Origin of the sequence: Aeromonas sp. S8(2024) (genome assembly GCF_041403085.1) — a bacterium.
GTDB lineage: Bacteria > Pseudomonadota > Gammaproteobacteria > Enterobacterales > Aeromonadaceae > Aeromonas > Aeromonas dhakensis.
This window is the reverse complement of sequence record NZ_JBGLRF010000001.1, coordinates 1,009,211-1,023,653: the sequence shown is the minus strand read 5'-3', so window position 1 is coordinate 1,023,653 and position 14,443 is coordinate 1,009,211. Positions and strand designations below refer to the sequence as shown.

Below are 14,443 nucleotides of genomic sequence, written 5' to 3'. Positions count from 1 at the left end.
CATCACCGACAGCACCACAGTGTGCTGTTCCCCTTCCTATCCCCATGCCATGGTTGCACTTGTTGCCATGGCATTTTTTATTCAGGAAATTTCACCATGAGCCAACACAAACCAGTTCGAGTTCTGCGCCTCAAAGACATGATGTTCAAGCTGAGCGTTGCTCGCAGCACGCTGTATGACTGGATGAACGAGCGTTCGCCTCGCTATGACCCATCTTTCCCCAAGCGCGTGCGCCTTGGTCTAAAAAGTGTGGGGTGGCTGGAAAACGATGTGGACCAGTGGATTCTGGCCCGGTTTAATCAGGCTGATGCCGTCAATACGTAGCCAACCCCATGTTATGTAACAACAACGTTTGGCCCCGTGCCTGTCATATCACCCCGCGTTGTGGTGAATATCGGGCACACGGGCCTGCCTGTGGCATTCCCGTCCTATGAGAGCCGGTGTATCAGGTAACATAAATGACGTCTCATACTTGCATAACGCGGCCAGAGGCCCGGGGTTTATGTGTTTGAAATCCAATGTAAGGGAAAGACACACGGAAACATCCGATATAGGGTAATCAGACCAATACCTATTGAGATGTCTACTGGAGTTTCTCTAGCCAGTCTTGCAGCTTATGGGTCGCCCCTGTCACTTCATGAGGTAGTGCCACGAACGCAATCCGTTTGTCACTATCGAAGCGCCATGGACTGTTGGCCTCTGCTGGAGCGAGGCTACCCAAATCTGGATTTTCCGGGTATGCCAGAATACCCCAGGCTTTTTGGTCTTCTCTGGTGTGAAAGCTGCTCAAATAGGCTGTCATCTGATAGAGATCTTCACGCTGAGGCCCCCATGGATAGTTGGCGGTTGGATGGATCGATTTGTACTTGGCGTCAACGACCCCTTGGATATGATCACCTTCATACAGCAATGCATCCGGGATGAGCATGCCCAATTCTTTGCCACTGACTTCACTGGTCAGTAATTGACGACAAGCATTTAGCTCGCGAGTGCCATGTTTCACAATCCAAGGGACATCAAGCTGTCGAAGCGAGCGTAGAACGTGTAGTTCCCATAATTCAGCAACATCAAGTAGTACCCCCTTAGCTTGGCCGGAGGTATTTACGTCAGCTGACATGCCTCGGCGGTTTGCAATCTGACGAGATAGCTCAGCAATCAGAGCGAAGCCTGCCGTAATCGGTGTGTAACGGATACGATCCAGTTCGGCTTTGGTTGGAACACGCGGGCGGGGTCCTGTGACAGTCAGTAGCTGTGGCAACAACTCCTTCGCTCGCTGTGGTAGCCAACTGCTGTCTGGCAACCAGCGGCGCAGTACATTGTATGCTGCCACAATGGCCTCGCTGGCGGCATGATCTAGTGTTTTCGCTGAACGCACGGAGATGACTTCAGGACTTCCCTTCGCAAACAGTGGCACCGAGGCAGCTACGTCCAACCGTCCCCGAATCGTCGTCCCTCGACTGGAGTGCTCATAACGTAACGAAGGTAAACCGTGACGAGCCGCGTCGACAAAACCCTGCGCCCATACTGACGCCAGTAGTTGGGCAATGAAGGTCTCATCCTCGCGCAATTGCCCTGGGGTGTCGACTAACACTATCGACGCAGCTTCAAATAGCCAATGGTGTAAAGTGGCCAAACCGAAGCGCGGTAGGAGGGTCAACCGCTGTCCTTCGAACTCAACTGTACCAACATAGCGCCCTGCCCACCATGTCCCATCCCGCTCGCAGTAGACAATAGGCTCATCCTCTTTTCGACGAGATGACATTGGGACAACAAGGTCGGTATAGCTAATACTCGCAGCCAAACGCTGCAACCATGCGGCTTGGATTGAGTCAGGCTGAGGTACTAGGGGCAAACAGTCTTTTACGCGCCAACTCATACCTTCACCGAAGAGGTCAACATCACTTTCTCTAACTGATCCAGCTCAGCATTGCGTGCTTTGGCATCTAGGCCTGCAAGGTATTGCTCAAGCAGGGGGCGCAATGAAAACTTCCACACCTGTTCTACAGGTTCCAGCGCGTTTCCCTTGCGGGTCCATAGGAAATTCTGGGGCCGCGTCTTATGTTGCAGCGAATTGTGCAGAAAGGTGACGACATCAAGCAGGTAGGTATGCCCGATCTCATACTGTGCGCCCAGCAATGGACTATCGTGGATACGTTGGTTTAGCACAGAAGCTGCATCAGCAATACGTTGGAAATCCCCAGCGATACGCTCCCACTCAACACGACTCGACAGTGCGTTCCATTTCGATTCTGCCGCTCGCATTAGGGCATCGGCACTGAATGGGCATGCCTGCCATAAGAATCGGCGACGTAGGGCAAAATCGATTTGCTCAATGGATTGATCGATCAGGTTCATGGTGCCAATAACAAACAAATCTGTAGGCAAGGAGAGTGTCAAAGCCTTCCCCTCAAGTGTGCGTCCTGGGAGTTCAATGCTCTGCTCCCTGTCTTCCAACAGCGAGAAGCATTCCCCCAACAGACGGCTCAGGTCGGTTCGGTTCATCTCGTCGAGGATCAGCACATGAGGTAACCGTTGGTCTACCGGACATTGATTTATTTCTTCAATCAGGTGTGGCAAATAACCAAGTCGATATTCGGTGCCGCCATGCGCAGTAAGGTGTAAAGCACGGATGAAGTCCTCATAGCTGTATGCCGGATGAAGCTGCAATCGATGAATATTCGCTGTAAGCGCCTTCTGAATTTCCATCTCGGACTGAAAATAGCGAGCTGGCTTCCATTGGCGCAACGCGGCAGAACGAATGATGGTTTCAGCCAGTTTTTTTGCGGTATATGTTTTTCCTGTCCCAGGTGGCCCATACAACACAATCTGTTTTTTATGCTCGATCAACTCCAGAGTTGTGCCGCCTGTCTGCGTTTCATCGCTATTGTCAAACCATGCTTGTACTAATGGCGGCCAGTAGAAATCGAGTTTTTTACCAGGAAGCAGGGTTTCCAATTTGCTACGTATGGCGTAAATCCGTTGATCGAGATTGTCATCTTCCCCAGGCTCATCAACAAGATCGCCAAATGCGTTGACTATGCGTCTTTTGTGACCGTTGCTTGCTATGCGCTCAAAGTGGTCAGGGTAAAAGAGATAGAGCAGCATATGGCGCAATTGCCGAGAATCTGCCTCCTCAAGACTGTCCGCGAAACTCTGGAACAACCAAGGATCATTCGCGATCAGCTTTTGTTCTTCAATCGGTAACGCTTTCCATGCCAGTACAAGATTTATCAGGTAGGTTAGCTCAAAGGGGCGTCGCGTATTGTAGCCTTGTCCGCCACTACCGATGCCTGTTGCAAATGCTTGTGAGACAGGATGGCTATCAGGTAAGGAGTCGCCACACCAGCTAAGTACCTCATTGATCAACTCGCGCTTGCGTGCACCGCCAACATTTGAGGGGAATAGAAAATATACACACAGCAACTCAGCCGCTAGCCGGATGACATCTTGGCCTTGGGGTTTAATCTGATCACGGAATTTGTCGGTGAATTGTCGATCACCCTCGTCTGGCGCAGCTACAAAGGCGCTGTGCAAACGCTGAAGAACGTCTATTGTCCAAAGAGTGTCTACTTCAAATAGCAGAGATCCATCATGTAGAAGGCATTTTGAAAAGAAGGTTTCAGCGGTTTGAAGGATCTGGCTGGGATCATGTTCAGTGTAACGTGCCATTGGATAGTTCTCTAAAAGGGTTCGACAGCTGTAGGTGATGCTGCCGTTTTTCATTTGGTCGTTCGCACGTAAGCGTCCAGCGAAGGCCGTATTGACAGGGTCTATAGGTTATCCCACGGGTAAACAACGCACCATGGCTGCAAGTTCGTTGACCCGGTCACGAGCACATTCAACACATGCCGTAGGTAATCGGATCAACCCAATTCAACCGGCTGGTGCTGAGCAAGTTCTACAGCAGTGCTTAGGTAACGCGGCTTAGCCTGACTTTTTTCTTCTCTCCATCAATAAAAATCGAGAAACTGGATGAGGGCTTGCTGCTTCTCCGGGGTCATGCTTGCCCACTGCTGCTCTAGTCGACGTTTGAGTCCCTCTGTTGGACGATACACCAAGGGTGCTGACGCAGTAATGAGCGCTTCGTAGCCTGAGGTGCACTCCAAAAAGAACCACTCGACCGGGGTATCCAGCAACGCTGCAATATCAACCAACAACGCCGCACTAATTCGATTCCCACCCCGTTCATATCGGGACAGTTGCTGCTGAGACAGGTCTAACGCTTCAGCCAGTCGCGCCACTGACACCCGCAACTCCTTGCGCCGGAGTTTGACTCGCTTCCCTAACAGGGCATCCATCTCTGTTGATGTGAACTTACTCATTACACGGCCATCATGAACTCAAAAGTTGTGGAAATAGTTTTGTTGAGCCAAAGGGTTGATGAAATGAACGTTGGGTTGTAAATTGGTCACTTAAGAAATCAGTGTGTTCACCTTGATGATTTACACGCGTTTATTGGTAAGCGAACAACCTATCGGTATGGAGAGGCATGACATGAGTGACATCGAAAAAGACGCCGTAAAGGCGGGAGCTGTTGGTGCTGCAGCGGGTGCCGCTGGGTCAGTGGGTACTGTATCTGCAGTAGGCGCCGTCGGCGGGTTGGGTGCTGCCGGTATTACATCGGGCCTGGCCACGGTTGGGAGTGTGGTGGGTGGCGGTATGGCCGCTGGACTGGCGGTCACAGCCGCAGCGCCCATTGCAATTGGGGCTGCCGCCTACGGATTGTACAAGTGGTGGAAAAGCTAGGTCCTCCTGGCGCAATCCATAAGGGGGGAGGCGGCAGGCTTTGCCGACGGAACGGGACTGTGGACAGCCATGCTCCTGACCCCAATCGGCCTTGATGTGCATCCCGCCATCATCTCTCTGCCTTGGGGAAGGCCCAAGAGCAAGCCGAGTCCCCCACTATTTCCTTATCCACTTAACACAACCAATTTCCCTTATCAGAGGTTTGCATGGGATTGAAACCGTATTTATTACTCGCATGCCTGTGCGTCAGCAGTGGTGTGTTGGCAATGAACGAGTCTGTCAAAATCAGCGTCGGTCAGGAGGGCAACTATCGGGTTGTCAATGTCACGGGGTTGGCCAATGAGCTGACCATTAACAAGGTGGTGGTCAATCGGGGTCAATGTCGCGCTAGTTGGGGTGATCCTGTTAAACCGTACACATTAAAGTTTGGAGCGACTCAGTCTTATCGCTACATGCTGTATAACAGCCTCAATGGTAATCGCTATCACTGTGATGTGGTTGAGATTGTTGTAGAGACAGACCAAGGCAACTGGACATTCACACCAACGAGCTGATGACGCTCATGGCCTTGAACTATCACATCAATGACAACCCACAGCTCGGCGTTAAGCCGAGTTGTGGGTTTTTATGCTTCTAGGGATATATCACGGACTTGAGTCAGCTGTCTGGCGAGAAACAGCAGTATCTTTAATCCGTTTTCTGCACCGGTGTATTTATCACAGAAATCCAGATAAGCATCGATAGTAGAGAAGCGATTTTTATGGAAAAAATGCATGCGCAATGGGTGTTTAGCACTGTTGAACAATGGGTGCCTCAATTGGTCGAATTTGTTACCCAGCGTTGACTGAAACTGATCGAGCGTGAGGTCATAAACTCGGCCATCAACCGTTAGCCAATAATGGTAATTGGTATCAAAACCCCTAGTACTGCCTTTGATAATGACGACAGAGCATGTTGGGATGAAAAATTCAGCTAGCATACCTAGCATGATGGATGCTCCCTGGCAGCAGTTTTCAGGAAACATTGAGAAAAATGGGAAATTCATTTCGTCAAGTTGTTCGTGATGTAGCTCAAACACTCGTCGTAAATCCTTGGCTAGCTGGTCTACCGTATAATGCATGAGCTCTGTCTGGGGAATGTATTTCCCCTACGATACTACAGTTCAATGTAGTTCGTTATCCCGAAGGTCCGATGGGGGGCGCATGTAGGAGAGTGGTGCATGTGAAATCCGCGTAGGTGGAAAACAGGGATAATAGTGGTGTATAACCCCTTTTCTGGCTGTGATGCTAATAGGCCCACGACCCTGTTATGCGCCTTTTTGTCATGACTGGTTGCCCTTCTGAAATAGAGACCCCGTAATGAGCGATTTTTTGAAAGTATTACTGAATGTGCGCAGTTTGCGCGCGGCAATGCGCGAGCTGTCTCTGGAACAAGTCAAAGAAGCCCACGAGAAAATCGAAATGATTTATCTGGAGCGATTGGAGCTGGCAGAAAAAGAACAAGCTACCCAAGCTGAGCACCAGCAAAAGCTGGCAGAGTTCCAGGCGATGTTGGCTCAGGCTGGTATCGACCCCACTGAGTTGGTAGGCAGTGCCCCAGCAGCGACTGCGGCCAAAGCTAAACGGGCACCTCGTCCGCCGAAATACCGTTATGTTGAAAATGGCGTAGAGAAAACTTGGACCGGTCAGGGCCGTACACCCAAATTCCTGGCTCAGCAGCTCGAGCAAGGCCGTCAACTTGACGAGTTCCTCATCTGAACATGTTGGGCCGCATCGCGCATTGATGCGGCCTTATCTATCATTAGCGGGTGATAGATTGCGCCATCTGATTGATTGTTGGTAATATTTAGTACGTTTTATCGCTTGTAAGCTGAATGCTTGACCACTACCCCGCTTCATTTCCTCAATACTGCCGACGCACTGACGCTCATCACCCAGCTCGAGACGGCAACTGACGAGCACACCATCGTCACGCTGTTGCGCACCCTCTGCCAGCAGATGGGCTTTGACCACTTTCGGCTGGGATTCATTTTTCCAAGTTCTATCCAACGCCCCGAGGTGCGTATCTTCAATGGCTGTCCAGCCGAGTGGGTGCAGACCTATGGCGAGCAGCGCTTCTTTACGGTAGACCCAGTAGTGCGCAAAGGGATGACTCAGAGTACGCCTATCCTGTGGGCCAACCTCATCACCGAATGTTGCGACCGACAGGATACTGATGGGCTTGAGGTGATGCTGCAGGCTCATGAAGCGGGATTGTGCGATGGCATCACCTTTCCCTGGCATGGAGCCAACGGTCATGTGGGGTTACTGTCATTCATTACCCGAACACCGCGTACTGAACACCAGTGGCTGACGGCCACGCCCTTTTTGAGCTGGCTGTCGGTGCACATTTTTGAGGCTGCTGCTCGGGTCTGCTTGTCCGATATTCCTCCTCGGGAGGCGCTGAGTCTACGGGAGCTGGAAGTGTGCCAGTGGGCGGCGGAGGGCAAGCAAGTCAGCGACATCGCCCAGATATTAGGTATCACCCCAAGAACCGTGACCTTTCACCTCAATCGGGTAGTCGAGAAGCTGGGGGCGAGCAGTAAAAGCCAGGCGATATCCTGGGCAGTCAAGCAAGGGCTGGTGCGGCTCAATATCGATACGGCGTTAGTGGGAAATGTTGATGAGGGTGGTTAGTAGTTCTGTCTGGCGCAATGCGTTGCGCGATGAAAAGCATTTAATGCTGACAATGTCATTATTGCTGGCTTGATACTCCGCCTGATGCAACATTTTGCTGCTGGTTGGGGCGGTGTCGTGGTGGGTTTCTGTAAGTCGTTGATAATTAACAACTCAATAAAGTGGCATGGTCACTGCTAAGAGTTTTGGTCGAGTGCTATCTCATTTAACCAATTTATCTAGGAGCATACCCATGCCAACTCCATGTTATATCAGCATCGAAGGTAAAACCCAGGGCAATATCACCGCAGGTGCCTTCACCTCCGATTCCGTCGGCAACATCTTTGTACAAGGTCACGAAGACGAGATGCTGGTGCAAGAGTTCCAACACGTCGTGACCGTACCGACTGACCCGCAATCCGGTCAGCCAGCTGGTCAGCGTGTCCACAAGCCGTTCAAGTTCACCGTTGCGCTGAACAAAGCTGTGCCGCTGATGTACAACTCGCTGGCTTCCGGTGAGATGCTGCCGAAAGTGACCTTGAAGTGGTTCCGTACCTCTGTTGAGGGCAAGCAGGAGCACTTCTTCAGCACCGTACTGACCGATGCCACCATCGTTGACATCGACTGCCAAATGCCCCACTGCCAGGACCCGGCGAAGTCTGACTTCACCCAACTGATCCAGGTCTCTCTGGCGTACCGCAAGATTGACTGGGAGCACACTGTTGCCGGTACCTCAGGTGCTGACGACTGGCGTGCGCCTATCGAGGCCTAAGCCTCCCTTTCGTACTTTGGTATTCCTTGTAAGTAACCCTGTATCTTGTGGCCGGTGTGCTCCGGCCTTTATCCCGTGTTTCTCCGGCCAGCCGTTGGCTGCCGGAGCTTTTATGTTTTGCCATCCCCCTGTTATGACGCTGGTGTCTTGTATAGCGAGTGCGGAGTGATGGCAAAGCACACAAGAGGTTTGAATTATGTGTCCCTCCATTGCACTGCTCGGTGACATCGGTACCGACCACGATGGCTTTCCACCGACCCCGGTGATAGCCGCCAGCCCTGATGTGTTCCTCGATGGAAAACCTGTGGCCCGTCAGGGCGACCCGTTAGCGCCGCACGACAAGTCCAACAATCCACCCCACCCGCGCAGCATTGCCGGAGGAGTTGGCTCGGTGTTGGTGAACGGCAAACCCATCGCCGTCACAGGCACAGCGGTGGATTGTGGTGGCGTGGTGATTGGTTCGGGCAGTGGACAGGCAGGATAAGGAGCAAGGTCATGGCACAGAGCACAGGATTACAATTCACCGTCAAGGTCGGCGCACTGACTAACAACACCTTTGCGGTCGCGAGCTTCAAGCTGGATGAGGGCTTGAACCGCCCCTTTAACCTCCACCTGGAGGTGGCTAGCCAGCAACCGGAAATCGACTTTGGTGCCGTGCTGGACCAGCCATGTGAGCTGATGGTGTGGTACAACGGCGAGCTGCAGCGCAGAGTGTGCGGGGTAGTGAGCGAGTTTGCCCAAGGTGACAGCGGCTTTCGCCGCACCCGCTATCGCCTTGAGGTCAAACCGGCCCTGTGGCGATTGGGTCTTCGCCAGAACTCCCGCATCTTCCAAGCCCAGAAGTCCGATGAAATCCTCTCTATTTTGCTGCAAGAGCACGGCATCACCGACTACGCCTTTGCGCTCAAGAATGAGCACGTCCAGCGCGAATACTGCGTCCAGTATCGCGAGACCGACCTCGACTTCGTTAACCGCCTTGCTGCCGAAGAGGGGCTGTTCTACTTCCACGAGTTTGAAGCAGGCAAACACCGTATCGTCTTTGCCGATGATGCGGTTGCGCTAACCGCTGGCCCCGAGCTCTTCTTCAACCTCGGCAACCGCTCGCTGGAACAAGGGCCTTACGTGCGTCAGTTCCATTACCGCGAATCGGTGCGCCCCTCTGACGTAGAGCTCAAAGACTACAGCTTCAAAACCCCGGCTTATGGCCTCTCCCACAAGAAGCAGGGTAGCGATCTCGAGCATCAACGGGACATCTACCAGCACTTCGACTATCCGGGCCGCTACAAAGAGGACCCGAGCGGCAAGGCGTTTGCCCAGCACCGCTTGGATGCCCTGCGCAATGACGCGGTGGCGGGCAGTGGCAAGTCCAACAGCGCTGGGTTATTGCCGGGACAGTTCTTCTCGCTAACCGAACACCCCAACGGCAGCCTCAACACCGACTGGCAAATCGTCAATATCCGCCACACCGGCGAACAGCCGCAGGCGCTGGAAGAGGAAGGTGGTAGCGGCCCGACCGTCTACCACAACGAATTTGGTGTAGTGAAGGCGAGCACCACATGGCGTGCCCGCATCGGCAGCCCAGAGGCGCCACACAAGCCCATGGTGGATGGCCCGCAAATCGCGATAGTGGTGGGCCCCGAGGGGGAAGAGATTTACTGCGACGAACATGGCCGGGTGAAACTGCAATTCCCGTGGGACCGCTACGGTAGTTCAAACGACCAGAGCTCCTGCTGGGTGCGAGTATCGCAAGGTTGGGCTGGCGGCCAATACGGCATGATGGCCATTCCGCGCATCGGCCACGAGGTCATCGTCTCGTTCCTGGAGGGGGACCCCGACCAGCCCATCGTGACCGGTCGCACCTACCACGCCACCAACCGGCCGCCGTATGAGCTGCCAGCCAACAAGACGCGCACCGTGCTGCGCACTGAGACCCACCAGGGCGAGGGCTTCAACGAGCTGAGCTTCGAAGACCAGGCGGGGCAGGAAGAGATTTACATCCACGGTCAGAAAGACCTGAACGTGCTTATCGAAAACGATGCGGCGTGGCACATCAAGCATGACCAGCACACCGATATCGACAACGAGCGGGTGACCCGCATCAAGGCAAACGACCACCTGACGGTAGACGGCGAGAAGCGCGACCACATCAAGGCGGACTACTCCCTCACGGTCGATGCCTCCCTGCATCAGAAGCTGGCCCAGTCGCTGCTGGTTGAGGCTGGTCAAGAGGTCCACATCAAGGCCGGTAACAAGATTGTGCTGGAAGCAGGCTCCGAGCTGACCCTCAAGGTCGGCGGGAGCTTTGTGAAGGTTGACCCCAGTGGTGTCACCCTGGTCGGCCCCACCATCAAGATGAACTCAGGCGGTAGTCCCGGCTCGGGCTCCGGTTGGGCGGGTCAAATGCCTGGCTTGCCGGGGGCTGTCAAAGTACCACCCGCACCACCAGCCACTATCCCGGCGAGCGCCGTTCAAAAAAGCATGGAGTCCATGGCCCCGTTGGTGAAGCCCTGCCCCTTTGCCCAGGGAGGTAAGGCATGACCTTTCAAGAGTGGCGTAGCCAACATCCCGGCCCACTGTTTGCTATCGTCGATGCTGCGCTCGATACCACCGCCGTGGCGGACTACTGCAACCAGGACGGTAGCAATGCCATCCCCTTGTTTGCCGGTACGGCGTTTGCGGACCAAGCCGAACAAGGCCCCTGGCTACTGCCCGACCCTGCTCCCGAGTTTATCGCTGCACACCCTCAATTGGGGGGAGTATATGTCGCCAGCGATGCGGCTATCGATGTCGTCCTGTCGCACTGGCAAAGCCTGATTGAGGTGGCCTTCGAAGGCGAGGTGATGTGGCTGCGCTATGCCGATAATCGGGTCTTTCCCAAGATGCTGGCCACCATGAGCCAGCGGGAACTCGATGATGTCCTGGGGCCCTGCTTAAGCCTGTGGGCCAACGACAGTGTCTGGCAGCGCACGCCGGATACCGAATTTACTCCCCGCCAAGCCCCCTGGTTTCGCATTCAGCCTCACCACCTGACGCCGCTGTATGACGAAAACCGTCACGCCTACATCCTCTCTCGCCACTTCTGGCAACGTATGGAAGATATGATGACGCGTCATCCCAATCCGGAAGCCGCCATTACCACCGTCCTCAAGCAGGCCAATCAAGTTGGGCTGACAGACGACGTCCTTGATGGCGTGGTGGCTGGCGCGCTCACGCTACAGGCAAGCATGGCGCTGGATGCCATCAGAGCGCCGTTGATGCTGACCGACGATGAAATGGCTCAGGTGAATAACTGGCTGAACAAACACCCTGATTTGATAGGAGCCGTGTAATGGCTATCAGTGCCTACTGCATCCCCTGTGAGAAGAACAACTGCTGGATTGAGATAGACGTTCGCGACGAACAAAACCGCTCGTTCAAGGGGCAAAAGGCCACCTTGACCGATGCCACTGGCACCAGCAAAACAGTGACCCTGAAGGATGGCCCAACCCTGGTACAAGGCTTTGCCGTGGGGCCGGTGACGGTAAAGCTGGAGACCCAACCTTGGCTCAAAGCCGCCCAATCCCGTGAAGCCTTGAAAGAGGGCGAAACCAGCCAGGTTCCTGCTTATACCGACAAACTCTTCGGGCACGACGATGTGAAGCGCGAACACATCAAGGTTACTTCCGGCGACCTCTGCCTCACTGACCCCGAGCAGCCGCTACCGGAAGGGCACAAAGCCGGGCAAGCCCAGCCGCCGCGCTTTATCACCAAGCACTCCTACGTGATTGAGATAAAGGGATATCAGCTGAATATCCTGCGTATCGGTGTGTTCTTTGATGGCACCGCCAACAACACTTTCAAACACCTGGAAGGACAGGAGATGATCGAGGCTTTCCTCAGCCAGTGCGATGACCCTGTTGAGCGGGAAGCATTGCGCCAGCAGTGTCAGGCCGGGGCTCTACCGCTGGACGACAACAGCGAGAAGAACGACGTCACCAATATTGGCAAGGCTCATGAGCTTTATCTTCCTCCAAGTAAATCATCACTAATTGTAAAGGCTTACATCAGTGGCATCGGTACCGCAGCCGGTGAGGGGGATACCAGCCGAGGGCTGGGCTTCGATAATGGAGCCACCTCCAGCTTGGCCAAGGTAGAACAGGCTTGTCGCAGCAGCATAGTTCAGGGAATAAAATCCCAGCTAGGGGATTTCCTGCCCGGCATTGACTGCATTCACAAAATCGAATTCGATGTGTTTGGCTTTAGCCGAGGGGCGTCGGCGGCCCGCCAGTTTGTCAATCAGCTTGACCAACATGCCGACCACCTCTTGGTCGAGGCAATAGCCAATGAACCCAGCATCACTCTCAAGGCGGGCTTTGATTGGGCCAGCCGCGACGATGTGCGTATTCAGTTTGTCGGGTTGTTTGATACCGTGGTCACCTCGCAATTTGAAAAGCGCCAGGTGACCCTGGCCCCCGACTGCGCAGAGCGGGTGGTGCACCTGATAGCCAATGATGAGTGGCGAATGAACTTCGCACTGACCCTTATCAGAGACGATGCAGCCAGCAACAAGATACCTCCACACTTTACCGAGCTGACCCTGCCGGGTGCCCACTCTGACATTGGGGGTGGTTACTATAGCCGCTGGAGCTTGCGCAACCCCAATAGCGATCCGGCGCTGACGGAACAAAAGGTGATTAAGCTGTTTCAAAGTATGGAACCCGCAGGGACTCGCCCAGCGCAGAGCTCCGCTTATCAGCAAGCGATGGACTATGCCCAAGCCAAACTGAGCCAGGGCTGGGGAAATGGGGTGACTGTGTTACCTTCTCCAGCTAGCGACCCAGTGAAAGGGAAACTCAATTTACGAGTTCGCACGTTAAACCGCCCCGAGTTTGGCCGGGAAAAACCGTTGGAAGTCAGTGTCACAGTGTTGCTCAACCGGGTGGTCGAGGGGGAGTATTCCCGCATTCCGCTGCACATCATGGTGGAGGCCGCCCGTGAAGCTGGCGTGCCGTTCGAGGAGTGGAAGGCAGATAATCGAGATTTGATGCTAGAGAGCGCCGCCGTGCCGCACCCCAGGGTCGATTTAACCAAGCTGGACGCCCTGTGGCTGGCGGCGGGCAAACGCAAAGGGGTGGTTGAGGATCTGGCTCAGACGCTGCCCCCAGATATCTACCGTTATCTGCGTTTTGAGTACCTGCACCATAGTGCAGACAGCGGCTTGGTGAACTATCCAAACCAAATTGATGGTCGAGAAGCTCGCCGTATAATCAACAATCTGAAAGGTGGGAAGTAATGCGCTGGTTGATATTGCCGTTAGTGGTACTGGGGCTGATTGCCTGCCAGGACAATGGCCCCACAAACATGGATTGGCGCTACACGGTCGGCTCCAATGCAGACGGGATCTGGCACACCAAGGCCAACTTCTATCGCGAGGGCAAGCCGGTGCATGGCTCGGCAAATGGAGCCTCAAGCCGAGTCGATGAAAAGTCATTAAAAGAGCGTGATTATCGTTGGTTAGTCAGTGGGGGACGAAGTGGCTACAATGAGCCCGTGCCAGACAAGGTTGTGATTGAGTGGGTCTCCTATCACGACAAAAAACGCTATGGCATCACCCTGGACTTGCCCAAGGATATGGCTGCCCAGATGGCCCGCCGCTATCGAGTGCAGGTCGGTGATAAATGGCAAGAAGAACAGCGCAACAACATAGCGCTGGGCCTGGCCAGCGGTGGCTATGTCGAGGTGTTTTTAAGAAACCCCAAGGTCAAGCCGGACATATTGCTGGCCAGAGGGTTGGCGACAGAAGTGACCGATGACACTTATGACAAACGAGTACCACTCAACAAGCAATATGCCATAGATGAGTTTTGGGCAAAGTTTGGTCAGGCCTACCAACAATACCCCACCCCCAGTGGTATGGCTTGGGCTCCCATCATGGATGCTTATCGCGCCGCACAGCCTAAAACGGATACCGATCCGGTCAATTGATTTGGATAGCGGTTTAAGAGGTATCAATGAAGCAGTACCAAAACTGGCTGGCCCAGTATCTGATTTGTCGTCGTGATAACGACCATGCCATGGCCGCAGAATTGGCCGAGAGCATCTGTGCTTTCTGGCAGGCTAGAGGCGATAAGGTTGAGCATACCAAGTGGCAGAAGGTCTATCAGGAGCACCTGCAACAGACCACCTGATAGGCAAGGCTAATGGCCAGGGAAGGCGCCGCATCAGCTGCTTTATGCCCATCAGGTGGCTGCGTAGCATAACGGATTAGCCCGTAATACAGCAGTACCTCATC

At 54.0% G+C, this 14,443-nt stretch carries 15 protein-coding genes; 11 read left to right on the top strand and 4 right to left on the bottom strand.

The annotated features are described in order from the left end of the window. Positions 1-96: 96 nt before the first annotated feature. Positions 97-324: a helix-turn-helix transcriptional regulator gene (locus tag ACB031_RS04355; protein ID WP_371139083.1), complete on the top strand. Its 228-nt coding sequence runs from the start codon at positions 97-99 to the stop codon at positions 322-324. A 259-nt stretch (positions 325-583) separates the two neighbouring features. On the opposite strand, the gene ACB031_RS04350 is transcribed toward ACB031_RS04355, so the two are convergent. The 3 genes from ACB031_RS04350 to ACB031_RS04340 all read right to left on the bottom strand — a co-directional run bounded on the left by ACB031_RS04350 (position 584) and on the right by ACB031_RS04340 (position 4,322). Continuing rightward, positions 584-1,762, bottom strand: a complete 1,179-nt coding sequence (locus ACB031_RS04350; RefSeq protein ID WP_371139120.1) for a hypothetical protein — start codon at positions 1,760-1,762, stop codon at positions 584-586. Positions 1,763-1,872: 110 nt separating this feature from the next. Then, the gene (locus ACB031_RS04345; protein ID WP_371139082.1) at positions 1,873-3,669 is read right to left on the bottom strand and encodes an AAA family ATPase; all 1,797 of its coding nucleotides are present in this window, start codon (positions 3,667-3,669) and stop codon (positions 1,873-1,875) included. A 281-nt stretch (positions 3,670-3,950) separates the two neighbouring features. Beyond that, positions 3,951-4,322 carry a helix-turn-helix domain-containing protein gene (locus tag ACB031_RS04340; RefSeq protein WP_043166558.1) on the bottom strand — a complete coding sequence of 124 codons (372 nt, stop codon included), beginning with the start codon at positions 4,320-4,322 and terminating at the stop codon, positions 3,951-3,953. A gap of 630 nt (positions 4,323-4,952) precedes the next feature. Here ACB031_RS04340 and ACB031_RS04335 point away from each other — a divergent pair. After that, the gene (locus tag ACB031_RS04335; protein WP_371139081.1) at positions 4,953-5,300 is read left to right on the top strand and encodes a hypothetical protein; all 348 of its coding nucleotides are present in this window, start codon (positions 4,953-4,955) and stop codon (positions 5,298-5,300) included. Positions 5,301-5,371: 71 nt separating this feature from the next. On the opposite strand, the gene ACB031_RS04330 is transcribed toward ACB031_RS04335, so the two are convergent. Further along, positions 5,372-5,824: a hypothetical protein gene (locus tag ACB031_RS04330; RefSeq protein ID WP_371139080.1), complete on the bottom strand. Its 453-nt coding sequence runs from the start codon at positions 5,822-5,824 to the stop codon at positions 5,372-5,374. A gap of 280 nt (positions 5,825-6,104) precedes the next feature. Between ACB031_RS04330 and ACB031_RS04325 the strand changes: the two genes are divergently transcribed. The 9 genes from ACB031_RS04325 (at position 6,105) to ACB031_RS04285 (ending at position 14,339) form a co-directional block, all read left to right on the top strand. Next, entirely contained in the window at positions 6,105-6,503 is a 399-nt protein-coding gene (locus tag ACB031_RS04325) for an H-NS family nucleoid-associated regulatory protein (RefSeq protein WP_371139079.1), read from the top strand. Between the two features lie 120 nt (positions 6,504-6,623). Then, positions 6,624-7,421: a LuxR family transcriptional regulator gene (locus ACB031_RS04320; RefSeq protein WP_371139078.1), complete on the top strand. Its 798-nt coding sequence runs from the start codon at positions 6,624-6,626 to the stop codon at positions 7,419-7,421. A 232-nt stretch (positions 7,422-7,653) separates the two neighbouring features. Continuing rightward, a complete protein-coding gene (gene hcp1 / locus ACB031_RS04315; protein ID WP_103422487.1) occupies positions 7,654-8,172 on the top strand; it encodes a type VI secretion system effector Hcp1 in 519 nt (172 codons plus the stop codon). A 196-nt stretch (positions 8,173-8,368) separates the two neighbouring features. Then, entirely contained in the window at positions 8,369-8,656 is a 288-nt protein-coding gene (locus ACB031_RS04310) for a type VI secretion system PAAR protein (protein ID WP_371139077.1), read from the top strand. Between the two features lie 11 nt (positions 8,657-8,667). Further along, the gene (locus tag ACB031_RS04305; RefSeq protein WP_371139076.1) at positions 8,668-10,710 is read left to right on the top strand and encodes a type VI secretion system tip protein VgrG; all 2,043 of its coding nucleotides are present in this window, start codon (positions 8,668-8,670) and stop codon (positions 10,708-10,710) included. Continuing rightward, positions 10,707-11,501 carry a DUF4123 domain-containing protein gene (locus ACB031_RS04300; RefSeq protein WP_371139075.1) on the top strand — a complete coding sequence of 265 codons (795 nt, stop codon included), beginning with the start codon at positions 10,707-10,709 and terminating at the stop codon, positions 11,499-11,501. The genes ACB031_RS04305 and ACB031_RS04300 overlap by 4 nt, the downstream gene beginning before the upstream one ends. Beyond that, positions 11,501-13,444, top strand: a complete 1,944-nt coding sequence (locus ACB031_RS04295; RefSeq protein ID WP_371139074.1) for a DUF2235 domain-containing protein — start codon at positions 11,501-11,503, stop codon at positions 13,442-13,444. Before ACB031_RS04300 ends, ACB031_RS04295 begins: the two co-directional genes overlap by 1 nt. Then, positions 13,444-14,136, top strand: coding sequence for a DUF2931 family protein (locus ACB031_RS04290; RefSeq protein WP_371139073.1), 693 nt, complete (start codon positions 13,444-13,446; stop codon positions 14,134-14,136). The genes ACB031_RS04295 and ACB031_RS04290 overlap by 1 nt, the downstream gene beginning before the upstream one ends. A 26-nt stretch (positions 14,137-14,162) precedes the next feature. Next, positions 14,163-14,339, top strand: coding sequence for a hypothetical protein (locus ACB031_RS04285; RefSeq protein ID WP_371139072.1), 177 nt, complete (start codon positions 14,163-14,165; stop codon positions 14,337-14,339). The last annotated feature ends 104 nt before the right edge of the window (positions 14,340-14,443 follow it).